The sequence below is a fragment of the Streptomyces griseorubiginosus genome (assembly GCF_001514195.1).
Taxonomy (GTDB): domain Bacteria; phylum Actinomycetota; class Actinomycetes; order Streptomycetales; family Streptomycetaceae; genus Streptomyces; species Streptomyces griseorubiginosus.
Map to the genome: position 1 here is coordinate 225,876 of NZ_KQ948744.1, position 18,142 is coordinate 244,017.

Consider the following 18,142-nt stretch of genomic DNA (forward strand, 5'->3'; position numbering starts at 1 on the left):
TCAGCGGAACGACAACGCGTCGGGCTTCAATGCCGGCACAAGTCCTTCGGCCGCCGCCCGGGTCAACAGCCCCCGAATCGCCGCGTATCCGTCTTCGCCCAAGTCCGCGGTGAACTCGTTGACATACAAACCGATGTGCTGATCGGCGACCGCGGGATCCATCTCCTGCGCGTGCGCCATGACATAAGGCCGGGAAACCTCGGGATCGTCCCAAGCGGCCCGTACCGACGCGCGGATGGAGTCGGCGAGCCGCGACAGCCGTTCCGTTCCCAGCGACCGTTTCGCAATGATCGCGCCGAGGGGAATGGGCAGCCCGGTCGTCGACTCCCAGTGCTCGCCCATGTCCGCCAGTTTGTGCAGCCCGTAGTTCTGGTACGTGAACCGGGCCTCGTGGATCACCAGTCCGGCGTCGACCAGTCCGTCCCGGACGGCCGGCATGATCTCGTGGAACGGCATCACCACGATCTCCCCGACCTTGCCGTCGAGGACGTCCGCCGCCCACAGCCGGAACAGCAGATACGCCGTCGACCGCTCGGACGGCACCGCGACCCTGCGGCCGGTCAGCTCAAGGCCGGCCTCCCGGGTGAGCACCAGCGGCCCGCACCCCCGTCCCAGCGCACCCCCGCACGGCAGCAGCGTGTAGTTGTCGAGGACGTACGGCAGCACGGCGTACGACACCTTCAGCACATCGAACTCACCGCGCTCCGCCATCCCGTTGGTGATGTCGATGTCCGCGAAGGTCACGTCCAGCGCGGGCGCCCCCGGCACGCGGCCGTGGGCGAGGGCGTCGAAGACGAAGGTGTCGTTCGGGCAGGGCGAGTACGCGATCTGCAAAGGCTGCGAAGGCTGCACAGACCCCGAGGGCTGCAAAGGCTGCGAAGGCTCAGTCATGCTGCTTCCAACTCTCCAGTACCGGTGCCAGCTTCCCGAACCCCTCCGTCAGGGCCGTGAGCGCGTCGCCGATGCGCCAGGCGGCCCGGTCGCGGGGTCCGACCGGGTTGGAGACGGCGCGGATCTCCAGCACCGGCACCCCGTGCGCCCCGGCCGCCTCGGCGACCCCGAAGCCCTCCATGGCCTCGGCGAGGGCGGTGGGGTGACGGGCGCGCAACGCTGCCGCACGCTCGGCCGTACCGGTGACCGTGGAGACGGTGAGCACCGCACCGGGACGCCCCCCGGTCGCGGCCACGGCGTCCCGTACGAGAGCCGCGGGCGGCCGGTGGGTGACGGTCCCGAAGCCCAGGGCGGTCACCGGCACGAACCCCTCGGCGGTCTCGGCCCCGAGGTCGGCCGCGGTGATCTCGTCGGCGACGACCAGCGACCCGACCGGCGCCCCGGGCAGGAACCCGCCGGCGATCCCGGCGGACACGACGAGGCCGTAGCCGGCGCCCTCCAGGGCGGCCCTGGTCAGGGCGGTGGCGGTGCCGGCGGCGGCGAGCGCGGGACCCACCCCCACCGCGAGGACGTCTGCCGCCATGCCCTCGAACGCAGGGGCCACCGCGTCCCGTTCGACCGGGACCGCGGTGGCCACGAGGATGCGCATCAGCTACGGCTCCGACGGATCAGTAGTCGGCGTTCTCCAGCTTGAAGTTCCACACGCCCTTGTGTTCCTTGCTCTGGCCCGAGGCCGTCTTGTCCTGCTCGACGATGCTGATGTACAGCGTCTTCTGCGGGGCCTGGCCCTGCTGCTGCGCGAAGAGGTCCACGCCGTCGAAGGCGTAGTACGTCTTCTTGTACACGTACGTCATCTGCTGGCCGTTGATCCACAGCGCCCAGCCGGTGTCCGCGACCTTGGGGTCGACGCCGACGCGCAGGGTCTCGCTCTGGTTGACCTTGATCGTCTTGGCGTCGGACTTCTCCAGGGCGCACTTGGTGGCCTTCGCCTGGCCGAGGTCCTTGCCGTCGTCGTAGCAGGTGGCCTCGGAGCTCACCGAGGTCGAACCGACCGTGACGGTGACGCGCGGCGTCGGCTTGTCGCAGGCCGACAGGACGAGCAGTCCGGCGGAAACGAGGCCGGCGGCGGCGACGGCGCGGCGGCGTCGCACAACGGATTGCAGCGTGGTCATGGCGGAAGGCTATCGGGCGGGTACGGCGGTCCCTTTATCCGGGGTGCGGCGAGCCCTGTTCGTTACGCCACTCGCGCCCGGGGCGCGCTGCCGTGCCGGGCCGAGGCGATCAGGCCCTTCGCGGTGGCCAGCCAGCCCGCCGCCACGACGGCCGCGGCCACCGAGAGACCGAGGTAGCCGTTGAGGGGCATCACGATGCCGACCGCGCCGCCGAACACCCACGACACCTGGAGCAGGGTCTCGGAGCGGGCGAACGCGGAGGTGCGGACCAGTTCGGGCACGTCCCGCTGGATCAGCGCGTCCAGGGACAGTTTGGACAGGGCCTGCGAGAAACCGGCGACCGCCGCGAGACAGGCCACCAGGAACGCCCCGAAGAAGATCGCCGCGGTGATCGCCGCGCCCAGCACGACGGCCAGCACCGTCACGATGATGATCTCCGGCGCCTTCGACTTCAGCCAGGCCCCGACCGCCGTACCGAGCGCGTTGCCCGCGCCCGCCGACACCGCCACGAGGCCCAGCGAGACCGCCGCGCTCTCGCCGGTCAGCGGATGCTCGCGGAGCAGGAAGGCGAGGAAGAAGGTGAGGAAGCCGGAGAGCCAGCGCAGGGCGGCGTTCGCGCCCAGGGCGTGGGTGACGGCGGTGCCGACCGTGCGCAGCCCGGGCCGCTTGACCGGCTTGAGGTGCGGGCCGTGCAGATGCCCCTCGTCGGCGGCGAGCAGCGCCACGTCCTCCCCCTTGGCCGAGTCGACCTTCGGGGGCAGCGAGAACGACAGGAACGTGCCGGCCACGAAGATCACGAAGGCGCCGTAGAGCGGCCAGCGCGGTCCGATGGCCTGGAGCCCCGCGCCGACGGGCGCCGCGATGCCGGTCGCGAGGAGGCCGCCGAGGGTGACGCGGGAGTTGGCCTTGACGAGGGAGAAGCGGGGCGGGAGCAGACGGGGCACGACCGCGCTTCTGACCACGCCGTACGCCTTCGAGGCCACCAGTACGCCGAGGGCCGCCGGATACAGCTCCAGGCTGCCGGTGGCGACCGCCCCGGAGATGATCAGCGCGAGCAGGGCGCGGGCCAGCATGGCGCCCGCCATGGCCGCGCGGCGGCCGTGCGGCAGGCGGTCCAGGAGCGGGCCGATCACCGGGGCGAGGACCGTGAAGGGGGCCATGGTGATGGCGAGGTAGAGCGCGACGCGCCCGCGGGCCTCGTCGGTCGGCACGGAGAAGAACACCGTCGAGGCGAGCGCGACGGTGATCATCACGTCCCCCGCGCCGTTGACGGCGTGCAGTTCGATCAGCTTGCCGAGGCCGGACTCGCCCGCGCCGTGCGCGTGGGTCGCCTTGCGGATCCCCCGGGCCGTGCCGGTGAACGGGAAGTGCAGGGCACGGCCGACGGCACGGACGGACCCGGTCATCCGGCCCGTCCCGCCACCGATCCCGGTGGCTCCCTGGGGTGTCCTCGTGGCTGCCACCCCGTCATAGTGCCCCGAGAAAGCTGTGAGTAGTGCGGTTACCGCGCGTATGAACGCATATGAAGCGCCTCCCGGAACCCTCCCGGACCCCTCCCGGACCCCTCCGGAACCCTTCCCGGAGAGGTCCGGGAGGAACGAACCCTCACGTCGGTGTAGGCCGAGCGGCGGCGAACAGGTAGCGTGCGTAGCGCGCCGTGGCGAATGTTCTCGGCCGCGCGCCTCTCTGACATCCCGCAGAATGGATGCGAGCAGGTGCGCCCGAGCGCGTTCGGGCGCGGACGTCGACGCGGCCCTTCGGTCCGCTCCGTCCGCACCCACCGCCTTCAGGCCGGCGCACCCGAGTGACGGCGTAGGAGAGAAGCGATACCTGTGAGCGCAGCGACAACGCGAAGCCGCACCCCCGACCGCCTGTGCGCCGAGGCCGTCGACCTCGCCCGGGCCGCCGCCGAGGAGGCCGCCGCGCCCGGAGTGGTGGGCGAGCACGCGGGCCTGGTCTCCGAGGGCGACCGTGTCGTGACGCACTTCTTCGAGTCCAAGGAACTCGGCTACCGCGGCTGGCGCTGGGCCGTCACGGTCGCACGGGCCTCCCGAGCGAAGATCGTCACCCTGGACGAGGTCGTCCTGCTGCCCGGCCCGGACGCACTCCTCGCCCCCGAGTGGGTGCCCTGGAGCGAACGCCTGCGCCCCGGCGACATGGGCCCCGGAGACCTGCTGCCCACCGACGCCGAGGACCTGCGTCTGGAGCCCGGCTACACCGGCGAGGACGAGCCGCTGCCCAACGCGCCGGTCTCCGAGGAGATGGCCGAACTGGTCGAGGCGGAGGACGCCGACGTCACCGGAGGCTCCCCCGCGAACCTTCCGATGACGCCCTCCCGCGGTTCGATCGCCGCGGTCGCCGAGGAACTCGGCATGCGCCGGGCCCGGGTCCTGTCCCGCTACGGCCTCCATGTCGCCGCCGACCGCTGGGAGGACTCCTTCGGCGCGCAGACCCCCATGGCCCAGGCGGCCCCGGCGCCCTGCGTCAGCTGCGGCTTCCTGGTCCCGCTCGGCGGCTCGCTGGGCCAGGCCTTCGGTCTGTGCGCCAACGAGTTCGCCCCGGCGGACGGCCGGGTGGTCTCCCTGTCGTACGGCTGCGGGGGCCACTCGGAGGCCGCGGTCATGCCGAAGCCGCCCCAGCCGGCGGCCCCGGTGATCGACGAGACCCGGGTGGACCCCTTCCCGCTACGCCCCGCCCGGGACTCCGGCTCGGTGCCGGAGACCGCGGACGAGGCGTCGGCGGAACTGGGCCACTCGTAGGGGCTCTGTGGCTCAGGGGCGCTGGAAGACCCGGTCCACCACGCCGCTCGCGACGACGTACTGAGACTGCTCGACCACGCGCTTCGTGAACTTGACCGTGGTCCGCTCACGCAGCCCCAGGTACTGGTACGTCTTCGCGTCGAAGAGCAGCACCCGCCGGCCGTCCGCCCAGGGCGTGCCGGGCCGGCCCACGTACCGGACACCGATCGCGGAGTGCCCGTTGAACTCGGTCCGGCCCGGGAGCACCTGCACGCCGGGGACGGCGGCGAGCGCCTTGTACGCCGCGGAGCGCAGGCCCTTGGGCAGGACGGACTTGGCGAGCAGCGCGGACAGGTAGGTCTGGACGAACGGCCACTCCTCGGGCCTTGTCTTCCGGCTGAAGTCGGGCTTCGTGCCCGACTCACGCAGGACGATCGTCAGCCTGGCCGGGTCGAGGGGCAGTTTCTCCAGCTTCGACCACTCCATCGGCGGCCAGGAGTACTCCCCCTTCTGGAACGGCGGCACCCACTGCTTGTAGCCCAGCTCGCTGACGTAGGACTTCTTGGACCCGTCGACCGAGCTCCAGCTCTCGTCGACGTACCTCTTCACCGGGCCGCCCCCGACCGGCCTGCGTTCGATGACCTCCTTCGTGTAGATGAACTGGTCGTCGCGCGGGGCGACGGGCTTCTCGGTGCGCAGGGCCTCGGCGGCCGCCCCCCGCAGCACGGTCGTCGCGCTGACCGTGCGGGTGCGGGGTTCGGTCCCCGTGTCCTGGGTGACCACCACGGTCGCGGTGACGGCCGCCGCGGCCACGCCGGCGACGGCGATCCGCAGCAGCGGACGGCGGCCGACGCCCGACACGGCGACGGGGGCGGCGGGTGCCTGCATCGCCTGCTGGAGACGGAAGCGGGCGCGGGCGCGGGCGGCGTCCGTGAGAGGGGGCGCGTCCGCGTCCCACTCCCTCAGGAGTTCGATCTCATTCATGGTCGGATTCCTCTCGAAGAGCGGTCGGATCGGATCCGCCCAATGCCTCACGGACTTTTCTGCGAGCCCTGTGCAGCCGTGACCGGACCGTCCCGACCGGCACTCCGAGGGCGGCCGCGGCCTCCTCGTAGCCGAGGTCGGCCCAGGCGACCAGCAGCAGTACGTCCCGGTGCCGGGCGGGCAACCGGGCGAGCGCACCGGCGAGTTCGCCGCGCACCGCCTGCGCGCTCACCCGCGCGGCCACCTGGTCCGCGACCGTCTCGTCGGCCGGCCCGCCGGCCGCGGGGGCGGGCAGCCGGCCCAGTGCCTTCAGGCGCCGGGCCTCGGCACGCCGGTGCCGGCCGATGAGGTTGGTCGCGATGCCGAACAGCCAGGGGCGGGCGTCCGCCGACTCCGTGCGGTACCGGAAGCGCTGCTGGAACGCGGTGGTGAAGGTCTCCGCCATCACGTCCTCGGCGGCCTCCCCGCCGAGCCGGCGGGCCGCGTAGCGGTGCACCGAGTCGGCATGGCGGTCGAAGAGCACGGCGAACACCTCGGGCTCGTCCCACGACCGTTCGATCACCGAGGCGTCGCTGTCCTGCCCCACGCTGACGCCCGGTTCCACGGTCATCGGGGCTCCTTTCGTCGCTGTAGCGCTGAAGCTCGGGCTTTCACCGGTACTTCGCCGCTCGCGGGGATACGGTTCCGTCCGGTTCTCGTCCGGCTGCCGTGCGGACGAGTTGTGAGGGCCACCGGGGCGGAGCGACCGTCCCGCCTCCTCGCGGTACCTTCGACGTCACGCCGATGAGGAGAGTCAACGTGAGCAAGTTCGTGCGGCCCGCCGCCGAGGGTGCCGACCCGTTCGGGACCGCTCGGCTCAGGCGAGGTGTGCTGGACGCCTGGGCCACCAGTCCCGCCCGGTTCCGGGAGGACGCCAACGCCGAGGAGGACCTCGTCCTCGGCGGGTACCGGGACCGGCTGGTCGTCGAGCTCGCGCAGAACGCGGCCGACGCGGCGGCCCGTGCCGGGGTGCCCGGACGGCTCCGGCTCACCCTCCGCGAGGGCGTGCTCTTCGCCGCCAACACCGGCGCCCCGCTGGACGCGGCCGGCGTCGAGTCCCTCTCCACGCTCCGTGCCTCCGCCAAGCGCGAGCCGCGGAACGGACCGGACGCGACGGACCCGACGTCCGGGGCGGTCGGCGCCGTCGGCCGCTTCGGCGTCGGCTTCGCCGCCGTGCTCGCCGTCACGGACGAGCCCGCCGTCGTCGGCCGGCACGGCGGGGTCCGCTGGTCGCTGGCCGAGGCCCGCGAGCACGCCGCCGAGACCGCCCGCCACAGCCCCGGCCTCGGCGACGAGATCCGCCGCCGCGACGGTCATGTCCCGCTGCTGCGGCTGCCGTTCGCCGCCGAGGGCACCGCGCCCGACCCCTACGACACCGTCGTCATCCTCCCGCTGCGCGACACCGCCGCAGCCGACCTCGCCGAGCGCCTGCTGCACGCCGTCGACGACGCCCTCCTGCTCGCTCTGCCGGGTCTGGAGGAGGTCGTGATCGAGACGGACACGACCCGCACGATCAGCCGCCGCACCGACGGCGTCCTCACCGTCGTGGAGGACTCGCGCGACGGTACGACCCGGTGGCGCACGGCGTCCGCGCACGGCCCGCTCACCCCCGACCTGCTCGCCGACCGGCCCGTCGAGGAGCGGCTGCGCCCGCACTGGTCGCTGACCTGGGCCGTGCCCGCCGACGCCGACGGCAGCCCCGCGCACCCGCGCACCAGCCCGGTCGTGCACGCCCCGACCCCCAGCGACGAGCCGCTCGGCGTGCCCGCGCTGCTCATCGCGTCGTTCCCGCTCGACACCACCCGCCGGCACGCGGCGCCCGGCCCCCTCACCGACTTCCTCGTGCAGCGCGCGGCCGACACCTACGCCGAACTCCTCGCCGGCTGGCGGCCGGTGGGCGAGGGCGTCATCGGCCTGGTGCCCGGCCCGCTCGGCAAGGGCGAGCTGGACGGCGCCCTGCGGCAGGCGATCCTGGAGCGGCTGCCGAGGGTCTCCTTCCTGCCGCCCGCGCTCGACCCCACCGACGACCTCCCGGACACCCTGCGCCCGCGCGAGGCCGAGGTCGTCGAGGGCGCCGGCGCCGACACCGTGCGGGTCCTCGCCGAGGTGCTGCCCACGCTGCTGCCCGCCGGTCTCGAACGGCGCGTGGAGCTGCGCACGCTGGGCGTCGCGCGGGTCCCGCTGACCGACGCGATCGACCGGCTCGCGGGCCTGGAGAAGGAGCCGGAGTGGTGGCAGCGGCTCTACGACTCCCTCGCGGGCGTCGACCCCGACCGGCTCACCGGCCTTCCGGTACCGCTCGCCGACGGGCGTACGACCATCGGGCCCCGGCAGGTGCTGCTGCCCACCTCCGACGGGCCCCTGATCGACGCCGAGATCCTCGCCCGGCTCGGTCTCAAGGTCGCCCACCCCAGCGCCGCCCACCCGCTCCTGGAGAAGCTGGGCGCACTGCCCGCCACCCCGCGCGCGGTGCTCACCACACCCCAGGTGCGGGCCGCGGTGGCCGCCTCCCTCGACGACGACGGCGGGGTCAGCTGGGAGGAGGACACCCCGGACGCCGAGGAGCTGGCCGACACCGTCCTCGCCCTGGTCCGGGACGCGGGCCTGGAGCCCGGCGACGAGCCGTGGCTCGGCGCGCTCGCCCTGCCCGACGAGGAGGGCGAGCCGGCCCCCGCCGGTGAACTCGTCCTCCCCGGCAGCGCGTTCGCGCAGGTCATCCGTGCGGACGAACTCGCCTTCGTGGACGCCGAGCTGGCGCAGAAGTGGGGCGAACAGCCCCTGGCCGCCTGCGGGGTGCTCGCCGACTTCGCCCTGGTCCGCGCCACCGACGTGGTCCTCGACCCCGACGAACTGGAGCCCCGCGAGGGCGACTTCGCCGAACCGGACGACGCCGGTCTGCTCGACGCCGTGGACGTGTGGTGCGAGGACATCCTCGACCGGTTCCCGGACACCCCGGTACCGCCGGTCGCCACCGAGCTGATCGCCGTACGCGATCTCGACCTCGTCGACGAGGACAAGTGGCCCGAGGCGCTGGCCCTGCTGGCGCAGCCCCCGCTGAGGGACGCGCTCACCCAGCAGGTCCGCATCCTGCTGCCGGACGGCACGCACGAGGTCGTACGGCCGTACACCGCCTGGTGGCTGCGCGGGAACCCGGTGCTCGACGGCCGCCGCCCGGCGGGCCTCCTCGCGGCCGGCGGGGACCCGCTCCTGCGCGGCCTGTACGACGAGGCGGACGCGACCGGCTTCGACGACGAGCAGGTGCTGCGGGCGCTGGGGGTGCGGACGTCGGTGGCCGCGCTGCTGGAGGAGCCGGGCGGAGCGGCGGAACTCCTCGACCGCCTCGCCGACCCGTCCCGGCCGGTCACCGGATCCCAACTGCACGCGCTCTACGGCGCGTTGGCCGACCTGGACCCCGACCAGGTCACCCTCCCCGACGAGCTGCGGGCCGTCACCGACGGCCGCGTGGAGGTCGTGGACGCGGCGGACGCGGTGGTCGTCGACTCCCCGGACCTGCTCCCCTTCACCCAGGGCGTCCCCCTGCTCCCCGTACGGCCGTCACGGGCGGGGGAGCTGGCCGAACTCTTCCAGGTGCGCCGCCTGAGCGAGTCCGTCACCGGGTCGGTGGACTCCGAGGGCACGGAACACGACGTCCCGGAGCCGGTACGGGTCCTGCTCGGCGCTCGGACCCCCTCCACCTACGTGGAGCACGAGGAACTCGTCGTGGACGGCGTGGAGATCGACTGGCGCCTCACCAACGACGGCATCCTGCACGCGGCCACCCTGGAGGGCGTCGCCGCGGGCCTCGCCTGGGCGGCCGGCCAGTGGCCCCGCCGCTTCGAGGTGGCAGCCCTGCTGGAGGACCCGACCCGCACGGACGAACTGGCGAGGGACCGCTGGTTCGACTGAGCGGCCGCTGCCACCGGGCCGGCTCACCCGGCTCACGCAAAATTCTTACCGTTGCTGCAACGCTTCACCCCGGACGCGCATCTGACCCCACGAGCCGCCAGGCTCCACGACCAGCCCCTGGGGGAAGACATGCGCATCCGCACGACCGTGGCCGCCGTTTCCGGCGGTCTCGTCCTCTCCGCCCTCGCCGTCCCGGTCGCCCAGGCCGACGGCGGGGGCGTGCACAAACCCACGGCCGCGGAGCGGTTCGGTGTCTCCAGAGCCGCGACGAGCGCCGCCGCCGACGACGAACTGCCCGTCGTCTCCAAGGTGACGGTCAACGGCGGCAAGAGCATCGTGGCCGGTTTGACGGGCGTGCAGACCTTCACCGTGTCGCTGACCGCCAGCCACTCCGCCGGTATCGAGGACGCGTACATCGACCTCTGGCACGGCAGGGACCGCACGCACGTCGACGGCGTGTTCCCTCCGAACGAGCAGAACGCCACCTGCACGCCGGTCGACGCCACGACGTCGACCTGCAAGCTCACCGTCACGATCGACGCCCGCCGCGAGCTCTTCATGAACTCGCTCGCCGGCACCTGGCACGTGACGGCCGCCGCGATCGCCGCCGACGAGACCGGAAGCGAGTACTGGAACGACTTCTACGGCACCCACCGGCTCCAGCGTGCGTCGAAGCTCACCGCCGACGCCGCCCCCGAGCCGGTGAAGAAGGGCAAGACCATCACCGTCACCGGCAAGCTGACGCGCGCCAACTGGGAGACCAGGAAGTACACCGGGTACTCGACCCAGCCGGTGAAGTTGCAGTTCCGCAAGAAGGACTCCGACACCTACACCACCGTGAAGACCGTCAAGACCAACAGCAAGGGCGACCTGAAGACCACGGTCAAGGCCACGGTCGACGGGTTCTACCGCTGGAGCTTCGCGGGCACCTCCACCACCCCGGCGGTCAACGCCGCGGGTGACTTCATCGACGTCAAGTAGGTCGAGCCGAGGTAAAGCGTTGCGCATGTGCGAACAAAATCACGCCCCACGCGTACAACCCGCCCCATGAGTCATGGATCTACGGAGTGAGTCATCAGACTCCGAGATCCTTCTCTCCTCCTGGGGAACGCACATGCGCACACGCGCCCTCGTCCTCGCCGCCTCCGGCGCCGTGGCTCTCTCCGCCCTCGCCGTCCCGGCCGCGCAGGCCGCCACCCCGGCTGCCGGGCCCGCCGTCACCTTCTCCCAGCTGAAGGTCAACAGCGGCAAGAACATCGTGGTCGGCTCCACGGCCCAGGTCACCGTCTCCGCGACGTACACCGTGACCAAGCCCGCCAACCTGGACCCGAACTCCTTCCAGACCGGGCCCGTGCTCTACCGCGGCGCCACGCTCGGCGAGAACTCCGACGACCTGCTCGCCGGTGACGGCCCCGGCACCTGCACGGTGTCCTCCTCGACCGTCCTCAAGTGCTCGGCGAAGATCCAGTTCCGCCCGAAGTCCTCCGACCAGGACCTCGACCTGTTCAGCAGCGAGGCGGGCACCTGGAAGCTGGGCGCCCTTGCGGTCAACGCCGACAGCGGAATCACCTGGCAGGGCGGCCTCGGCTCCACCCACCTCCAGCGCAAGGCCACCCTCACCACCGACGCCTCCCCGGAGCCGGTGACGAAGGGCAGGACGATCACCGTCACGGGCAAGCTCTCCCGCGCCAACTGGGACACCAACAAGTACGCGGGCTACTCCACCCAGCCGGTGAAGCTCCAGTTCAAGAAGAAGGGCGCGACCACCTGGAGCACCCTGAAGACCATCAAGTCCAGCTCCACGGGCGCCCTGAAGACCACGACCAAGGCCACCGCGGACGGGTACTTCCGCTACGTCTTCGCGGGCACGACGACGACCTCCCCGGTCAACTCGTCGGCCGACTTCGTCGACGTGCGTTAAGGGCGGAGCACTGAGCGCCCACCACTAAGCGGACCCGCGGCGGTCGACCAGCTTCCACACGAATTCCAGGACGGCCGCCGCAACCACCGCGATCCCCACCGCGATCCACGGCATCGTCACCCCGACCAGCTTCAGCGCGAAGAAGTGCTGGAGCCAGGGCACGGCGAGGACGAGCACGAAGGCGAGGCCCATCGCCGCGACCAGGACCAGACGCCACCACGTGTACGGGCGGGCGATGATCGCGAGGACCCACATCGAGATCAGGAACAGCGTCAGGGTCGCCGCGCTGGTCTCCGCGTCCAAGGCGTCCGCGCCCGTGTAGTGGTGACGGGCGATCAGGTACGTGACGAAGGTGGCGATCGCCGCCACCACCCCGCCCGGGACCGAGTACCGCATCACGCGCCGTACGAAGTGTGGTTTCGCGCGTTCCTTGTTGGGCGCGAGGGCGAGGAAGAAGGCCGGGACGCCGATCGTCAGGGTGGACAGCAGGGTCAGGTGCCGGGGCAGGAAGGGGTATTCGACCTGCCAGCACACCACGAGGACGGCGAGCAGCACCGAGTACACGGTCTTCACCAGGAACAGCGTGGCGACCCGGGTGATGTTGCCGATGACCCGCCGCCCCTCGGCGACCACCGACGGCAGGGTCGCGAAGCTGTTGTCCAGCAGCACGATCTGGGCGACCGCCCGGGTGGCCTCGGAGCCGGAGCCCATGGACACCCCGATGTCGGCGTCCTTGAGCGCGAGCACGTCGTTGACGCCGTCCCCGGTCATCGCGACCGTGTGCCCGCGGGACTGGAGCGCCCCCACCATGTCCCGCTTCTGCTGCGGGGTGACCCGCCCGAACACCGTGCCCTCGTCGAGGGCCTTCGCCATCCCGTCCCGCTCGGCGGGCAGCCGGCGCGCGTCCACCGTGGTGCCGTCGAGGCCCAGCTTGGCCGCGACCGCCCCGACCGACACCGCGTTGTCCCCGGAGATGACCTTGGCGTGGACGTCCTGTTCGGCGAAGTACCGCAGGGTGTCGGCCGCGTCGGGCCGCAGCCGCTGCTCCAGGACGACCAGGGCGGTCGGGCGCGCTCCCCGGGCCGGCTCGGGATCGTCGAGGTCACGGCCGGCGCGGGCCAGCAGCAGCACCCTGAGGCCCTGCTCGTTGAGGCGCTCGGTCTCGCGCAGGGCGGGGTCGTCGTCGGCGAGCAGCACGTCCGGCGCCCCCAGCAGCCATGTACTGGACTCGCCGTCGCCCTCGCTGAAGGAGGCCCCGCTGTACTTGCGGGCGGAGGAGAAGGGCAGCGACTCGGTGCAGCGCCACTCCTCGGCGTCCGGAAAGGCGTCGATGATCGCCTGGAGGGAGGCGTTGGGCCGCGGGTCCGCCTCGCCCAGGGCGCCCAGCACCTTGCGCACGTACGACGCGTCGGCGCCCTGGAGAGGCCTGACCTCGGTGACGTCCATGCCGCCCTCGGTGAGGGTGCCGGTCTTGTCGAGGCAGACCGTGTCCACGCGGGCCAGGCCCTCGATGGCCGGGAGTTCCTGGACCAGGACCTGTTTCCGGCCGAGCCGGATCACGCCGATCGCGAAGGCCACGGAGGTCAGCAGCACGAGCCCCTCCGGGACCATGGGCACGATCCCGCCGACCGTGCGCGCGATGGAGTCCTTGAGGTCGTTGTCCTTCACGAACAGCTGGCTGATGACCAGGCCGATCGCGGTCGGGACCATCATCCACGTCACGTACTTGAGGATCGTGGAGATGCCCGAGCGCAGCTCGGAGTGGACCAGCGTGAACCGGGAGGCCTCCTCGGCGAGCTGGGCGGCGTAGGCCTCGCGGCCCACCCTGGTGGCCTGGAAGACGCCTCCGCCGGCCACCACGAAGCTCCCGGACATCACCTGGTCGCCGGGCCGCTTGACCACCGGGTCGGCCTCGCCGGTGAGCAGTGACTCGTCGATCTCCAGGCCGTCGGCCTCGACGACCCTGCCGTCGACCACGGCCTTGTCGCCGGGCCCGATCTCGATGAGGTCGTCCAGGACGATGTCCGAGGTGCTGATCTCGGTCGTGGTCCCGTCCCGTCGTACCGTCGGGCGGGCCTCCCCGATCACCGCGAGCGAGTCGAGGGTCTTCTTGGCCCGCCACTCCTGGACGATGCCGATGCCGGTGTTGGCGAGGATGACGTACCCGAACAGGCTGTCCTGGAAGGGCGCGACGAACATCATGATCAGCCAGAGCACACCGATGATCGCGTTGAAGCGGGTGAAGACGTTCGCCCGGACGATCTCGGCCAGGGACCGGCTGCTGCGCACCGGCACGTCGTTGACCTGACCGCGCCCCACCCGCTCGGCCACCTCGGCCGCGGTCAGCCCGGTCACCGCCGGGGACGAGGCCGTCCTGGAGTCGAGTTCGGCGCCCGCGTCGATGTGCGTCATGCATTCGACGGTACGTGCGGTTGTGTGGCTTCACCCGGTGAGTGCCCCGAAGTTACGACCTGGGGAGGAGGGCGGGCCGGGCGGGTGATGCCCTGGTACTAGGGGACGTTCCTCACTCGGCAGCAGGGTCGGCGGCGGCCGCCCTCTTGATGGCCGCGTCCCGCTTGCGCACGTACCAGGTGCCGTAGATCCCCAGCACGCCCCCGGCCAGGCAGGTCCACAGCCACCAGGTGCGGTCGTGGTCCGCGAACCAGCCGTAGAAGGGCAGCTGCACGAGGAAGAGGACGAACCACAGGATGGTGCCGCCGGTGATCGTGGCGACCACGGGGCCTTCCAGGGGTTCCGGTGCCTCGTGCGTGGGTGTCCATTTGGCCATGGGGACAGCTTACGAGGCGATCACATCTACGCGCGGAGATGGCCGTCGCCCGAGTTATACGTTCATACTGAAACGGTTTGTGTCTGTCCACTTCTGCTCGTAGGAACATCCAATGACGACCGCCCTCGACCGCTACTTCAAGATCTCCGAGAGAGGCAGCAGTCTGCCTCGGGAGATCCGGGGCGGGTTCGCCACGTTCTTCGCGATGGCCTACATCATCGTGCTGAACCCGATCATCCTCGGCAGCGCCAAGGACATGTACGGCCACCACCTGGACAACGGCCAGCTGGTCACCGCGACCGCCGTGACCGCCGCCTTCACCACGCTCCTCATGGGCGTGGTCGGCAACGTCCCGATCGCCCTGGCCGCCGGCCTCGGCGTGAACTCGGTCGTCGCCCTCCAGCTCGCACCCCGGATGTCCTGGCCGGACGCGATGGGCATGGTGGTCCTCGCGGGCTTCATCGTGATGCTGCTGGTCGCCACCGGTCTGCGCGAGCGCGTGATGAACGCGGTGCCCTTCGGCCTGCGCAAGGCCATCTCCATCGGTATCGGCCTGTTCATCATGCTGATCGGGCTCGTGGACTCCGGCTTCGTCTCCCGTATCCCGGACGCCGCCCAGACCACCGTCCCGCTCCAGCTCGGCGCCGACGGCCACCTCAACGGCTGGCCGGTCCTGGTCTTCATCCTGGGCGCCCTGCTCACCCTCGCGCTGATCGTCCGCAAGGTCCCCGGCGCCATCCTGATCTCGATCGTCACGATGACGGTCCTCGCGGTGATCATCGAGGCCGTCGCCAAGGTGCCGTCCTGGGGCCTCACGACCCCGAAGTGGCCCGGCAACCCCGTCGCCACCCCCGACTTCGGCCTGATCGGCAAGGTCAGCCTCTTCGGCGGCTTCTCCCACGTGGGCGTGCTGACCGGCATCCTCTTCGTCTTCACGGTCCTGCTGTCGTGCTTCTTCGACGCGATGGGCACGATCATGGGCGTCTCCGACGAGGCCAAGCTCACCGACGCCCAGGGCCAGATGCCCGGCATCAACAAGGTCCTCTTCGTGGACGGCCTCGCGGTCGCGGCCGGCGGTGCCAGCTCGTCGTCGGCCACCACGGCCTTCGTGGAGTCCACGGCCGGTGTCGGCGAGGGTGCCCGCACGGGCTTCGCGAACGTGGTCACCGGCGGCCTCTTCGCCGTGGCCCTCTTCCTGACCCCGGTCGCCACCATGGTCCCGTCCCAGGCCGCGACCCCCGCGCTGCTCGCGGTGGGCTTCATGATCCTGGCTAACTCGGTGCGGGACATCGACTGGTCCGACTACACCATCGCGATCCCGGCCTTCGTGACGATGGTGATGATGCCGTTCACCTACTCGATCACCAACGGCATCGGCATGGGCTTCATCACCTTCGTGGTGCTGCGCCTGGCGGCGGGACGGGCCAAGGAGGTCCCGGTGGCGATGTACGTCGTCTCCGCGGTCTTCGCCTTCTACTACCTGATGCCGGCGCTCGGCCTGACGTGAGCCCTGCCCTCGTGAGCCCTGCCCTCGTGAGCCCCGCGCTCCTGGGCCCCGCTCACGTCACCCCGTAGAACTTCTCCGTCTCGTCGACGGCGGTCTGGAACCGCTCGTCGAAGTCGTCTCGAATGAGCGTCCGGATCACATAGTCCTGGACGCTCATTCCCCTTTTGGCCGCATGGATCCGGAGCCGCTCGAGCAGCTCCCCGTCTATCCGCAGGCTGAGCACGCTGGTCCCCATGAACACGAGGGTCGCCGCCGACGGGGAGCGGCGTTCACTTTCCGCTGTCGACTCACTCGTACGGGTGAAGATCGGGTTTCCGTGGCCGGAGTCACGGGAATCCTGGCGCACCCCAGCTTGTTTAGCGAGAGTAATGAGTTACGCTAAAGAGATGCCGGACCTCATCCATGGCGACGACGCTGCCGCCGTGAACGCCCTACGCTCCGCCGTGATGCGACTGTCCCGTCGGCTCAAGCACCAGAGAGTCGACGAGTCGCTGAGCCCCACCGAGATGTCGGTGCTGGGCACCCTCACGATCTGCGGCCAGGCCACCCCGGGCGAACTCGCCCGCAAGGAGCACGTCCAGCCGCCGTCGATGACCCGCATCGTGGCACTGCTGGAGGCCAAGGGACTCGTCCGGCTGGAGCCGCACCCCGAGGACCGGCGCCAGAAGGTCGTCACCAAGACCGAGCAGGCCGAGGCCATGCTCGCGGAGTCCCGCGCCAAGCGGAACGCCTTCCTGGCCACCCTGGTCGACGGTCTCGACGAGGACGAGTGGGCGAAACTGCGCGAAGCCGCCCCCGTGCTGGAGAAACTCGCACACCTGTAAGCCGCGAAGAGGAGGCGAACGCACTTTGAGTACGGGACCCGGAACACCTTCCGCCCCCGCACCGATCCCTTCTACCTCTGTGTCCCGCAAGTCATCCATGTTCAGCTCGCTGAAGGTCAGGAACTACCGCCTGTTCTTCCTCGGCCAGGTCGTCTCCAACATCGGCACCTGGATGCAGCGCATCGCCCAGGACTGGCTGGTGCTCAGCCTCACCGGCTCCGCCACCGCCGTCGGCGTCACCACCGCCCTCCAGTTCCTGCCGATGCTGCTCTTCGGCCTCTACGGCGGTGTCCTCGTCGACCGGCTGCCCAAGCGCCGCGCGCTGCTGTTCACGCAGTCCGCGATGGGCGCCACCGGCATCGCGCTCGCCGTCCTCACCCTGACCGGCCAGGTCCACGTCTGGCACGTCTACCTCGCCGCGTTCGCCGTGGGTCTCGCCACCGTGGTCGACAACCCGGCCCGCCAGTCCTTCGTCTCCGAGATGGTCGGCCCCGACCAGCTCCAGAACGCGGTCAGCCTGAACTCCGCGAACTTCCAGTCGGCCCGTCTCGTCGGCCCCGCGGTCGCGGGCGTCATGATCACCGGCGTCGGCACCGGCTGGGCGTTCCTGTTCAACGGCCTGTCCTTCATCGCCCCGCTCGTCGGCCTGGTGCTGATGCGCTCGCGTGAGCTGTACGTCGTCGAGCGCGCCCCGCGCGGCAAGGGACAGCTGCGGGAGGGGCTGCGGTACGTGGCCGGACGCCCCGAGCTGATCTGGACCATCGTCCTGGTCGGGTTCGTCTCCACCTTCGGCTTCAACTTCCCCGTCTACCTCTCCGCCTTCGCCGACGACGTCTTCCACGCCGGTGCCGGCTCCTACAGCCTCTTCAACACCCTGATGGCCGTCGGCTCCCTCGCGGGCGCCCTGCTCGCGGCCCGGCGCGGCACCGCCCGGCTGCGGGTCCTCGTCGTCGGCGCGGTGGCCTTCGGCGCGCTGGAGATGGTGGCCGCGATCGCCCCGTCGCTGTGGCTGTTCGCCCTGCTCATGGCGCCGATCGGGATGTTCGGCATGACGGTCAACGTCACCGCCAACAGCAGCGTCCAGATGAGCACCGACCCGGCCATGCGGGGACGCGTGATGGCCCTGTACATGATGATCTTCATGGGCGGGGCGCCGGTGGGCGCGCCGATCGCCGGCTGGATCACCGACGCCTACGGCGTCCGCGCCGGCCTCGCGGCGGGCGGTGCCATCGCCGCGCTGGCCGCGGTGACGGTCGGCCTGGTCCTGGCCAAGGTCGGCAACCTGCGGCTTTCGGTGGGCTGGAACCGCGGCCACCCCCACGTCCGGTTCGTCCCGCGCGAGGTGCAGGAGCAGCTGGCCGCGGCGGCGTGA

General features: G+C 71.4%; 16 protein-coding genes. 7 read left to right on the forward strand and 9 right to left on the reverse strand.

Going from position 1 to position 18,142, the window contains the following annotated elements; all coding sequences use genetic code 11:
• From AQJ54_RS36240 to AQJ54_RS36255, 4 genes are all read right to left on the reverse strand, one after another.
• Positions 1 to 891: a 1,4-dihydroxy-6-naphtoate synthase gene (locus AQJ54_RS36240; RefSeq protein ID WP_062244851.1), complete on the reverse strand. Its 891-nt coding sequence runs from the start codon at positions 889 to 891 to the stop codon at positions 1 to 3.
• The gene (locus AQJ54_RS36245; protein WP_062244854.1) at positions 884 to 1,540 is read right to left on the reverse strand and encodes a futalosine hydrolase; all 657 of its coding nucleotides are present in this window, start codon (positions 1,538 to 1,540) and stop codon (positions 884 to 886) included. The genes AQJ54_RS36240 and AQJ54_RS36245 overlap by 8 nt, the downstream gene beginning before the upstream one ends.
• A gap of 19 nt (positions 1,541 to 1,559) precedes the next feature.
• Positions 1,560 to 2,063, reverse strand: coding sequence for a hypothetical protein (locus AQJ54_RS36250; RefSeq protein ID WP_062244856.1), 504 nt, complete (start codon positions 2,061 to 2,063; stop codon positions 1,560 to 1,562).
• Positions 2,064 to 2,125: 62 nt separating this feature from the next.
• Positions 2,126 to 3,469, reverse strand: coding sequence for an MFS transporter (locus AQJ54_RS36255; RefSeq protein ID WP_062244859.1), 1,344 nt, complete (start codon positions 3,467 to 3,469; stop codon positions 2,126 to 2,128).
• Between the two features lie 426 nt (positions 3,470 to 3,895).
• Between AQJ54_RS36255 and AQJ54_RS36260 the strand changes: the two genes are divergently transcribed.
• The gene (locus tag AQJ54_RS36260; protein ID WP_062033564.1) at positions 3,896 to 4,822 is read left to right on the forward strand and encodes a DUF3027 domain-containing protein; all 927 of its coding nucleotides are present in this window, start codon (positions 3,896 to 3,898) and stop codon (positions 4,820 to 4,822) included.
• Between the two features lie 12 nt (positions 4,823 to 4,834).
• On the opposite strand, the gene AQJ54_RS36265 is transcribed toward AQJ54_RS36260, so the two are convergent.
• Positions 4,835 to 5,785: a CU044_5270 family protein gene (locus AQJ54_RS36265; RefSeq protein ID WP_062244861.1), complete on the reverse strand. Its 951-nt coding sequence runs from the start codon at positions 5,783 to 5,785 to the stop codon at positions 4,835 to 4,837.
• On the reverse strand, positions 5,778 to 6,395 hold the full coding sequence (locus tag AQJ54_RS36270; RefSeq protein ID WP_062244866.1) for an RNA polymerase sigma factor: 618 nt from the start codon (positions 6,393 to 6,395) through the stop codon (positions 5,778 to 5,780). The genes AQJ54_RS36265 and AQJ54_RS36270 overlap by 8 nt, the downstream gene beginning before the upstream one ends.
• Positions 6,396 to 6,568: 173 nt before the next feature.
• Here AQJ54_RS36270 and AQJ54_RS36275 point away from each other — a divergent pair, with 173 nt between their 5' ends.
• The 3 genes from AQJ54_RS36275 to AQJ54_RS36285 all read left to right on the forward strand — a co-directional run bounded on the left by AQJ54_RS36275 (position 6,569) and on the right by AQJ54_RS36285 (position 11,651).
• Positions 6,569 to 9,730, forward strand: a complete 3,162-nt coding sequence (locus AQJ54_RS36275; protein ID WP_079070165.1) for a sacsin N-terminal ATP-binding-like domain-containing protein — start codon at positions 6,569 to 6,571, stop codon at positions 9,728 to 9,730.
• Between the two features lie 129 nt (positions 9,731 to 9,859).
• A complete protein-coding gene (locus tag AQJ54_RS36280; protein ID WP_062244873.1) occupies positions 9,860 to 10,711 on the forward strand; it encodes a DUF5707 domain-containing protein in 852 nt (283 codons plus the stop codon).
• Positions 10,712 to 10,844: 133 nt separating this feature from the next.
• Positions 10,845 to 11,651, forward strand: a complete 807-nt coding sequence (locus AQJ54_RS36285; protein ID WP_062033550.1) for a hypothetical protein — start codon at positions 10,845 to 10,847, stop codon at positions 11,649 to 11,651.
• Positions 11,652 to 11,675: 24 nt separating this feature from the next.
• On the opposite strand, the gene AQJ54_RS36290 is transcribed toward AQJ54_RS36285, so the two are convergent.
• A complete protein-coding gene (locus AQJ54_RS36290; protein ID WP_062244876.1) occupies positions 11,676 to 14,063 on the reverse strand; it encodes an HAD-IC family P-type ATPase in 2,388 nt (795 codons plus the stop codon).
• A gap of 112 nt (positions 14,064 to 14,175) precedes the next feature.
• On the reverse strand, positions 14,176 to 14,439 hold the full coding sequence (locus AQJ54_RS36295; protein WP_028810082.1) for a DUF2530 domain-containing protein: 264 nt from the start codon (positions 14,437 to 14,439) through the stop codon (positions 14,176 to 14,178).
• 112 nt (positions 14,440 to 14,551) lie between these two features.
• Between AQJ54_RS36295 and AQJ54_RS36300 the strand changes: the two genes are divergently transcribed.
• Positions 14,552 to 15,946, forward strand: a complete 1,395-nt coding sequence (locus AQJ54_RS36300) for an NCS2 family permease (RefSeq protein ID WP_062244879.1) — start codon at positions 14,552 to 14,554, stop codon at positions 15,944 to 15,946.
• Between the two features lie 52 nt (positions 15,947 to 15,998).
• On the opposite strand, the gene AQJ54_RS36305 is transcribed toward AQJ54_RS36300, so the two are convergent.
• Complete coding sequence (locus AQJ54_RS36305; RefSeq protein ID WP_079070166.1) at positions 15,999 to 16,187, reverse strand: ribbon-helix-helix protein, CopG family; 189 nt, start codon at positions 16,185 to 16,187, stop codon at positions 15,999 to 16,001.
• A 145-nt stretch (positions 16,188 to 16,332) separates the two neighbouring features.
• On the opposite strand from AQJ54_RS36305, the gene AQJ54_RS36310 reads away from it, so the two are divergent.
• Together AQJ54_RS36310 and AQJ54_RS36315 are read left to right on the forward strand one after the other, a co-directional pair.
• Complete coding sequence (locus AQJ54_RS36310; protein WP_062030420.1) at positions 16,333 to 16,770, forward strand: MarR family winged helix-turn-helix transcriptional regulator; 438 nt, start codon at positions 16,333 to 16,335, stop codon at positions 16,768 to 16,770.
• A gap of 97 nt (positions 16,771 to 16,867) precedes the next feature.
• On the forward strand, positions 16,868 to 18,142 hold the full coding sequence (locus AQJ54_RS36315) for an MFS transporter (RefSeq protein ID WP_062030418.1): 1,275 nt from the start codon (positions 16,868 to 16,870) through the stop codon (positions 18,140 to 18,142).

What these genes read in the sequence shown, in the direction of transcription:
- AQJ54_RS36240 (WP_062244851.1), bottom strand. Translation starts at nt 891, where the DNA reads ATGACTGAGCCTTCGCAGCCTTTGCAGCCCTCGGGGTCTGTGCAGCCT.
- AQJ54_RS36255 (WP_062244859.1), bottom strand. Translation starts at nt 3,469, where the DNA reads ATGACCGGGTCCGTCCGTGCCGTCGGCCGTGCCCTGCACTTCCCGTTC.
- AQJ54_RS36275 (WP_079070165.1), top strand. Translation starts at nt 6,569, where the DNA reads ATGAGGAGAGTCAACGTGAGCAAGTTCGTGCGGCCCGCCGCCGAGGGT.
- AQJ54_RS36290 (WP_062244876.1), bottom strand. Translation starts at nt 14,063, where the DNA reads ATGACGCACATCGACGCGGGCGCCGAACTCGACTCCAGGACGGCCTCG.
- AQJ54_RS36265 (WP_062244861.1), bottom strand. Translation starts at nt 5,785, where the DNA reads ATGAATGAGATCGAACTCCTGAGGGAGTGGGACGCGGACGCGCCCCCT.
- AQJ54_RS36315 (WP_062030418.1), top strand. Translation starts at nt 16,868, where the DNA reads ATGTTCAGCTCGCTGAAGGTCAGGAACTACCGCCTGTTCTTCCTCGGC.
- AQJ54_RS36285 (WP_062033550.1), top strand. Translation starts at nt 10,845, where the DNA reads ATGCGCACACGCGCCCTCGTCCTCGCCGCCTCCGGCGCCGTGGCTCTC.
- AQJ54_RS36295 (WP_028810082.1), bottom strand. Translation starts at nt 14,439, where the DNA reads ATGGCCAAATGGACACCCACGCACGAGGCACCGGAACCCCTGGAAGGC.
- AQJ54_RS36270 (WP_062244866.1), bottom strand. Translation starts at nt 6,395, where the DNA reads ATGACCGTGGAACCGGGCGTCAGCGTGGGGCAGGACAGCGACGCCTCG.
- AQJ54_RS36310 (WP_062030420.1), top strand. Translation starts at nt 16,333, where the DNA reads ATGCCGGACCTCATCCATGGCGACGACGCTGCCGCCGTGAACGCCCTA.
- AQJ54_RS36245 (WP_062244854.1), bottom strand. Translation starts at nt 1,540, where the DNA reads ATGCGCATCCTCGTGGCCACCGCGGTCCCGGTCGAACGGGACGCGGTG.
- AQJ54_RS36300 (WP_062244879.1), top strand. Translation starts at nt 14,552, where the DNA reads ATGACGACCGCCCTCGACCGCTACTTCAAGATCTCCGAGAGAGGCAGC.
- AQJ54_RS36280 (WP_062244873.1), top strand. Translation starts at nt 9,860, where the DNA reads ATGCGCATCCGCACGACCGTGGCCGCCGTTTCCGGCGGTCTCGTCCTC.
- AQJ54_RS36250 (WP_062244856.1), bottom strand. Translation starts at nt 2,063, where the DNA reads ATGACCACGCTGCAATCCGTTGTGCGACGCCGCCGCGCCGTCGCCGCC.